Genomic DNA, 6,415 nt, shown 5'->3' on the forward strand with positions numbered 1-6,415 from the left:
CTTGCTCGCCGGGCCGCGTGGCCCGCCCGACCCGCCGTCTTCGGGGCCCGACCGGCCGCCTGGCCGTCCGGTTCGCCTGGCGTCCCTGGCCGCCCTGGCTCACCTTGCTGCACGCCCGCCTGGTCTGCCCGGCCGCACGATCCGCCTGGTCCGCTCAGGGGCCGCCCGGATCCCTTGCTGCGGGGCCCGACCGGCCGCCTGGCCCGCCCAGGCCGTTTGGGGCGCCTTGCTGACCGGTCCGCCTGGACCGTTTCGCCCGCTTTCTCTCCCGGCCGCCTGGGCCGGCCCACCAGGCGCACGGCGCGCCGCCCGTCACCCGCGCCGCGGTCGCACCGGTCCCGCGATAGGGACCAGCCCGTCCGCGGGCGTCCCGCACCCACCGGTGACACCCATCGGCAGCAAGCGCCGCACACCTGTGGGTGAATGGCGGGAACGATCTCTGTGAGTCGTTCGTCACACCCGCGGGGCGATCACCGCTCACGGGTGTGGGACAGGCGAACAGACGGGCAGGTACGGACAGCAGAACCGGAGAGCAGGTCCGGTGTGCAGGTCCGGAGTGCAGGTCCGGAGCGCAGGTCCGGTCAGGGCGTCCTCTGTACGCGGCACGCATCCCCGTGGCAGCATCCCCCCGGCGACCAGAGGTTACTGACGGTTAATCAGTTTGGGGGACTGAGGTCATGAGGACGGGCAAGGGCAGCCTGCTCACCGCAGCGATCGGCGTGGTCTGCGCGATCACCGTACTGGCGGCACCGGGCACGGCGTTCGCGGACCCCGGCCCGTCCCCGAGCGCGTCGGCGAGCCCGTCCGCGAGCGCGTCGGCGAGCGCATCGGCGGACACCCCGGTCACCAACGCCGAACTCGAGGCCGTGCGCAAGAAGCTCGCCCGCCTCTACCGCGCCGCGGCCCGCGCCACCGAGGAGTACAACGCCGCCGAGGAGAAGGCGAAGAAGCAGAACGCCGAGATCGTCCGGCTGGCCAAGAAGATCGTCAAGGGCGAGGAGAAGCTCGAGGAGCTGAAGAAGCGCGCGGGCGCGGCCGCGGCCGCCCAGTACCGCGGCGGCGGACTGCCGCCCGAGGCGCATCTGATGCTGAGCGACGATCCGCAGGAGTTCCTCGAGGGCACCGACCGGGTGCGCCAGGGCCAGCACGCCGCCAAGGGCCTGCTCGGCGAAATGACCCGCACCCAGGAGGACTTGGAGCGGTACGCCGAGGACGCCCAGGCGCGCTGGCGCAAACTGGAGGCGGGCCGCAAGGCCAAGGCCAAGGCACAGAAGAAGATCGAGAAGCAGATCGCCGCGGCGGAGAAGCTCGAATCCACTCTGGAGAAGGAGGAGCGCGAACGCCTGGCCCGGCTCGAGGAGCAGGCCGCCGAGCGGGCCCAGAGCTCCTGGCTGAGCTCCGGCATCCTGGACGACATCAAGGGCGAGGCCACCGCGCAGGGCAAGAAGGCCGTCGCCTACGCCACCGCCCAGATCGGCAAGCCCTACAAATGGGGCGCCGAGGGCCCGAAGGCCTACGACTGCTCCGGACTCACCTCACAGGCCTGGCTGTCGGCGGGGCGGGGCATCCCCCGCACCTCGCAGGAGCAGTGGAAGCAGCTCGAGCGCGTGGACATCCGTCAGATGCGGCCCGGCGACCTCATCATCTACTTCGACGACGCGAGCCATGTGGGGATGTATGTCGGGAACGGGACGATTGTCCACGCTCCGCGTCCGGGGCGGACGGTGACGCTCGCCGGGGCCGGCTCGATGCCGATCCTCGGCGTGGTCCGGCCGGACGCCGACTGACCGCCCGACCGCCCAACGCCCTGGTGACATGGGCCACGTGACGCAGTGCACGACGATCACGCTCCCAAACCGGGCGGGGACGTGACGTTCGTCATCCCCCGGGCGCCTCCGGCCTGTCCAACTGCGGTAGCAAACGCGGCATATGACAATGGCCGGTGGCCAGGCGGCGTGCCTCACACCATTCCGTTGCGGTGGTGACACCCGCTATGGTCCCCGTTCGAAGGGGCATCCCCTGGCCCGTACGACACGCAGTCGCGGCGTACGCCCCGGGGAAGGGCCGCGATCCCTCGCCCCCGCCATGCCCTCGGGGGGAGGGAAGGAATCCGGAACAATGCCCGTACCCGTACCGCGGCAGAGAGCGATCCCGGCCGCGGAAGGCGGTCAGGCGCACGCCGCTTCCCACAACGCCGGAACCACCCAGGTCTCCGTGGAGGCCCAGGCAGGCGCCCCGCGCACGGCAGGCCCGGCCGAGAGCATCACGGACCAGGCCAGGACCGCGCCGGGGAGGGCCGAGACGACCGCCCACACCAACCTCACACTGCTGCTGATCGAGGACGACCCGGCAGGGTCCCCGATCGTGCCGGACCTGCTCGACCAGGCCGGCAAGCCGATCCGGGTCCGCACCGCCCGCAACCTCACCGAGGCCGAGCGGCTGCTGACCGACGACGTCCACTGCATCCTGCTGGACCTCGCGCTGCCCGCACCCGGCCGGACCAGGAACACGGACACCGCCGCCGACGGCAGCGGTGACGCGGACGACCACGACGAGCTCGCCGTGCTCAAGCACGTGCTGCAGCTCGCGCCCCGGCACGCCGTGCTGGCGCTGACCGCGTCCGGCGACGCGGAACGCGGCGCGGAGGCGGTGCGCGTCGGCGCCCAGGACTACCTCTTCCGCGACGAGCTGGACGGCCGGCTGCTCAGCCGCGCCATCCGCTACGCGGTGGAGCGCAAGCGCTCCGACTCCGCGGAGCGGCGGCTGGCCGAGGGCCGGGTGCGCGCGCAGGAGAACCGCCGCCTGGAACGCGGTCTGCTGCCGACGCCGCTGCTGGAGGGCTCCTCGCTGCGCTTCGCCGCGCGCTACCGCCCCGGCCGCTCCCGCGCCCTGCTCGGCGGCGACTTCTACGACGTGGTGCGCACCTCGGACGGCACCGTGCACGCCATGATCGGTGACGTCTGCGGGCACGGCCCCGACGAGGCCGCCCTCGGCGTGGAGCTGCGGATCGCCTGGCGGGCGCTGACGCTCGCCGGCCTGTGCGGCGACGAGCTGCTGGGAACGCTGCAGCAGGTGCTGGAGCACGAGCGGACGAACGACGAGATCTTCGCGACCCTGTGCACGGTGGACATCGAGCCGGACGGGCGCCGGGCCGGCCTGTGCCTGGCCGGCCACCCCTCCCCGCTGCTGGCCCGGCCGGGCCTCCCCGCGCAGCTGCTCCCCTACGACAACAACGGCCCCGCCCTCGGACTGCTGCCGGGCGCCCGCTGGCCGCGGATGCAGGTGGAGCTGGGCTCCGAGTGGAGCCTGATGCTCTACACCGACGGGCTGATCGAGGGCCGCGTCGGCGACAGCGGGGAGCGGCTCGGCCAGGACGGCATGGTCGAGATGGTGCGCCGGCAGATCGCCTCCGGCCTGCGCGGCGAGCAGCTGCTGCAGGCCGCGGTGAACGAGGTCAGGGAGCTCAACGGGGGCGAGCTGACCGATGACGTGGCGGTGCTGCTGCTGGACCGGGCGGACACGCCCTGAGGCCTGGTGGCGGGCGCCCTCTGAGGTCGGGTGGCGGACACCCCCTGGAGCCGGGTGGCGGACACCCCCTGGAGCCGGGTGGCGGAGACCTCCTGAAGCCGGGTGGCGGAGACCTCCTGAAGCCTGGTGTTCCCCTGGAGCGGCGCGTCCCCTTCTGGTGGACCGCCGCGGCTGCGGTCAGCGGCCGTTGTAGGGCCCGTAGGGGCCGTCGCTGCTGGAGCCCCTGGTCCTGCGGCCGCCGCCGGGCAGGCCGCGGAGGGCCGGACGCACGTCGACCATGTAGACGATGATCGCGATCAGGCCGATGATCGGCAGAAGCGACAGGATGGGGAAGATCAGGTTCACCACGAAGGCGAGCCCGAGGATGATCAGCCAGAACGGCTTGGTCTGCTTGTCGGCCGCCCGGTAGGCGTCCTCACGCCGAGTGGCCGCGTCGATCAGCGCGAAGCCGCTGAAAACGATCAGGGCCATGCTCAGCAGCCACATCAACCCCGCGAAGCCCTGCATCAGCACAACATCCACCACCCGAGTCCGCTCGTCCTTACTCGGTCACCGTACCCGCAAGCGCCGGCCGGCTACCCGGAGAACGGGCCGGGCACCGCAAGAGTGCCCGGCCCGTCGCCGTCATGAGCCCGTTGTCGCCATGGGCAGGTTTGTCGTCATGAGCCCGTCGTCGCCGTGGGCCCGGTCGTCGTCATGAGCCCGTCGTCGTCACGAACCGGTTGTCGTCATGGACCCGTGATCGTCACTTGGCCGGCGGAGTGGGCTTCTTCGCGGCCGTGGTCTTGCGCGCCGGGGCCTTCTTGGCCGCCGGCTTCTTCGCGTCCCCGTTGACCTCGGCCGCGGCAGGCTTGGCCTCGGCCTTCGCCTCGCCCTTCACCTCGGCCTTTGCCTCCGGCTTCGCCTCTTCCTTGACCTCGGGCTTTGCCTCCGGCTTCGCCTCTTCCTTGACCTCGGGCTTGGCCTCGGTCTTCGGCTCCGCCTTGGGCTCGACGGCCACGGCGATGTCCTCGATGTTCTCCGCGGCCTCGCCGCGCCAGGTCTTCACGGCCTGCTCGCCGTGCTCGGCGACCTTCTCGTAGGTCTCGCGCGCCTTCACCGCGTACTCGGCGGCCACGCCCACGCCGCGCAGGGCGAGGTCCTGGGCGGTCTCACCGAGCTTCTTCAGGTCGGTGTCGAGGGAGCCCAGAATCTCCTGGATCTTGGCCTGGAGGGTCTCCTGGGTCTCCTTCACCCGGGTGGTCGCCTTCTCCTGGACCACCTTCGGGTCGGTCTTGCGCACGGCCTCGAGCCGGGCCGGGGCCTCGGTGCGCAGCTGCTCCACCAGGGCCGGCACCTTCTTGGCCTGCTGCAGAGCCAGGTCGGCGGTGCCGGCGGCGAAGTAGAGCGGCTTCGGGTCGCTGAAGGTCTTGCGCAGGTCGTCGGTGATGGCCATGGTGATGGTCCTCCCGGATATCGTTTTCGGCTGAGGGTTCGTGGTGATCCGCGGCGGGCGGCCGGTGCCCTGGACCGGCTCAGCCGGCCGTCTGCTGCGGATTGCTGTCGCTGTCGCCGCCATCGCGGCGTTCGGCGGACGTGCCGCCCCCGCTGGTGGAGGAATCACCCTCCTCGAGAAGCTCCGCCGCCGTCTCCGTCACCTCACCGGCCCCGGAGTCCCCGAAGCCGTTCTCCTTGCGGAACGACTCGTAGATCTGCAGGAGCACCTGCTTCTGACGCTCGGTCAGGCTCGGGTCGGCGAGGATCACGGCGCGTGTCTCGACCTCGTCCCGGTCCCGCTCGGCGTCCAGGATCCCGGCGCGGACGTACAGCGTCTCGGCGGAGATCCGCAGCGCCTTGGCGACCTGCTGCAGCACCTCCGCGCTCGGCTTGCGCAGCCCGCGCTCGATCTGGCTCAGATACGGATTGGACACGCCGGCGGCATCGGCGAGCTGCCGCAGCGACAGCTGCGCATTGCGCCGCTGCTCGCGCAGGTACTCACCGAGATTGCCGACGTTGAGCGATGCCATGCCTCCACCTTGCCGCGCATCGCTAACTTTTGCAAGCACCCTGCTTGCAAGAGTGCGCTATCCGGTCGGGCGGGGGTCGTGACGCCGGACAGCGACTGTCCGTTCCCAGTGAAGGTGAGCGGTTCCCGCGACATCTGACGGCAAGCTGAGCGATTTCCGGTGGTTCTGACCTCATGGCAACGACGTGCACGCGAGGAAAGGCTGCGACACCCAACAGCTTCGCGATCGAGGCGATCAAACAGCTGGGGTCGGACACTGGGACGCGACGCGAGCGCTACATGCACGCCCGGACCGGCTGGAGGCCAACTCCACGCCCGCCATGGCCCTCGCATCACTCCGAGGAGTGGTTTGTCTGTGCCGCCGTTGTGGACGCTCCACCCGGGCGGTTATTAGATGAAGCGCAATATGCGCATTATTTCCTGTATGCCGAAGGGATCCTGCATGGCCGTTCGCCGCTCAGCTCTCTCCTCCCTCACCGCAGTTCTCGCTTCAGCGCTACTGCTCGCTCCCGCCCTGCCCGCAGCAGCCGCTGCGCCGACCTCATGCAGGGGTTCCTCCTGCACGGGGAAGAACCCCCAGAGCGAGGGGTGCGGCTCCGGCGCCAGGGTCATCGACCGGGTGCAGCCGGCGGGCGGTGGGCCAGAGGTGGAATTGCGGAACTCGTCCCGGTGCAGTGCCGCATGGGCGCGCATCCAGAAGGCCAACAGCAACTGGCGGTTCAAGATCGAGATCCGGCGCGGGAAGTCGTACACAGCGAACGCCTCACCCTCCTACGCCGCGTACACACGGATGGTCGGGTCGAGCAACGCCTACCGAGGGTCATGTCCCTTCTCGTGGTGTAGCCGATCAATCAGTGGTCGCGTTGGTGGTGTTGGGTAGCG

Annotated in this window: 6 protein-coding genes; 3 read left to right on the forward strand and 3 right to left on the reverse strand. The window is 70.8% G+C overall.

Going from position 1 to position 6,415, the window contains the following annotated elements; all coding sequences use genetic code 11:
* Positions 1-677: 677 nt before the first annotated feature.
* Positions 678-1,787: a C40 family peptidase gene (locus ABD207_RS13820; protein ID WP_344012894.1), complete on the forward strand. Its 1,110-nt coding sequence runs from the start codon at positions 678-680 to the stop codon at positions 1,785-1,787.
* A 331-nt stretch (positions 1,788-2,118) separates the two neighbouring features.
* Entirely contained in the window at positions 2,119-3,528 is a 1,410-nt protein-coding gene (locus ABD207_RS13825) for a PP2C family protein-serine/threonine phosphatase (protein WP_344012896.1), read from the forward strand.
* Positions 3,529-3,705: 177 nt separating this feature from the next.
* Here the strand turns inward: ABD207_RS13825 and ABD207_RS13830 are convergent, their stop codons facing one another.
* The 3 genes from ABD207_RS13830 to ABD207_RS13840 form a co-directional block, all read right to left on the reverse strand.
* Entirely contained in the window at positions 3,706-4,035 is a 330-nt protein-coding gene (locus ABD207_RS13830; RefSeq protein ID WP_206317782.1) for a DUF2516 family protein, read from the reverse strand.
* A 238-nt stretch (positions 4,036-4,273) separates the two neighbouring features.
* Positions 4,274-4,963 carry a hypothetical protein gene (locus ABD207_RS13835; protein WP_344012898.1) on the reverse strand — a complete coding sequence of 230 codons (690 nt, stop codon included), beginning with the start codon at positions 4,961-4,963 and terminating at the stop codon, positions 4,274-4,276.
* Between the two features lie 79 nt (positions 4,964-5,042).
* Positions 5,043-5,534: a helix-turn-helix domain-containing protein gene (locus tag ABD207_RS13840; protein WP_344012900.1), complete on the reverse strand. Its 492-nt coding sequence runs from the start codon at positions 5,532-5,534 to the stop codon at positions 5,043-5,045.
* Between the two features lie 441 nt (positions 5,535-5,975).
* Between ABD207_RS13840 and ABD207_RS32125 the strand changes: the two genes are divergently transcribed.
* Positions 5,976-6,413: a DUF2690 domain-containing protein gene (locus ABD207_RS32125; RefSeq protein WP_425580714.1), complete on the forward strand. Its 438-nt coding sequence runs from the start codon at positions 5,976-5,978 to the stop codon at positions 6,411-6,413.
* The last annotated feature ends 2 nt before the right edge of the window (positions 6,414-6,415 follow it).

The organism is Streptomyces thermospinosisporus (genome assembly GCF_039526425.1).
Lineage (GTDB): Bacteria > Actinomycetota > Actinomycetes > Streptomycetales > Streptomycetaceae > Streptomyces > Streptomyces thermocarboxydovorans.

Coding starts and splice junctions, on each gene's coding strand:
- ABD207_RS13820 (WP_344012894.1), top strand. CDS start 678: ATGAGGACGGGCAAGGGCAGCCTGCTCACCGCAGCGATCGGCGTGGTC.
- ABD207_RS13825 (WP_344012896.1), top strand. CDS start 2,119: ATGCCCGTACCCGTACCGCGGCAGAGAGCGATCCCGGCCGCGGAAGGC.
- ABD207_RS13830 (WP_206317782.1), bottom strand. CDS start 4,035: ATGCAGGGCTTCGCGGGGTTGATGTGGCTGCTGAGCATGGCCCTGATC.
- ABD207_RS13835 (WP_344012898.1), bottom strand. CDS start 4,963: ATGGCCATCACCGACGACCTGCGCAAGACCTTCAGCGACCCGAAGCCG.
- ABD207_RS13840 (WP_344012900.1), bottom strand. CDS start 5,534: ATGGCATCGCTCAACGTCGGCAATCTCGGTGAGTACCTGCGCGAGCAG.
- ABD207_RS32125 (WP_425580714.1), top strand. CDS start 5,976: ATGGCCGTTCGCCGCTCAGCTCTCTCCTCCCTCACCGCAGTTCTCGCT.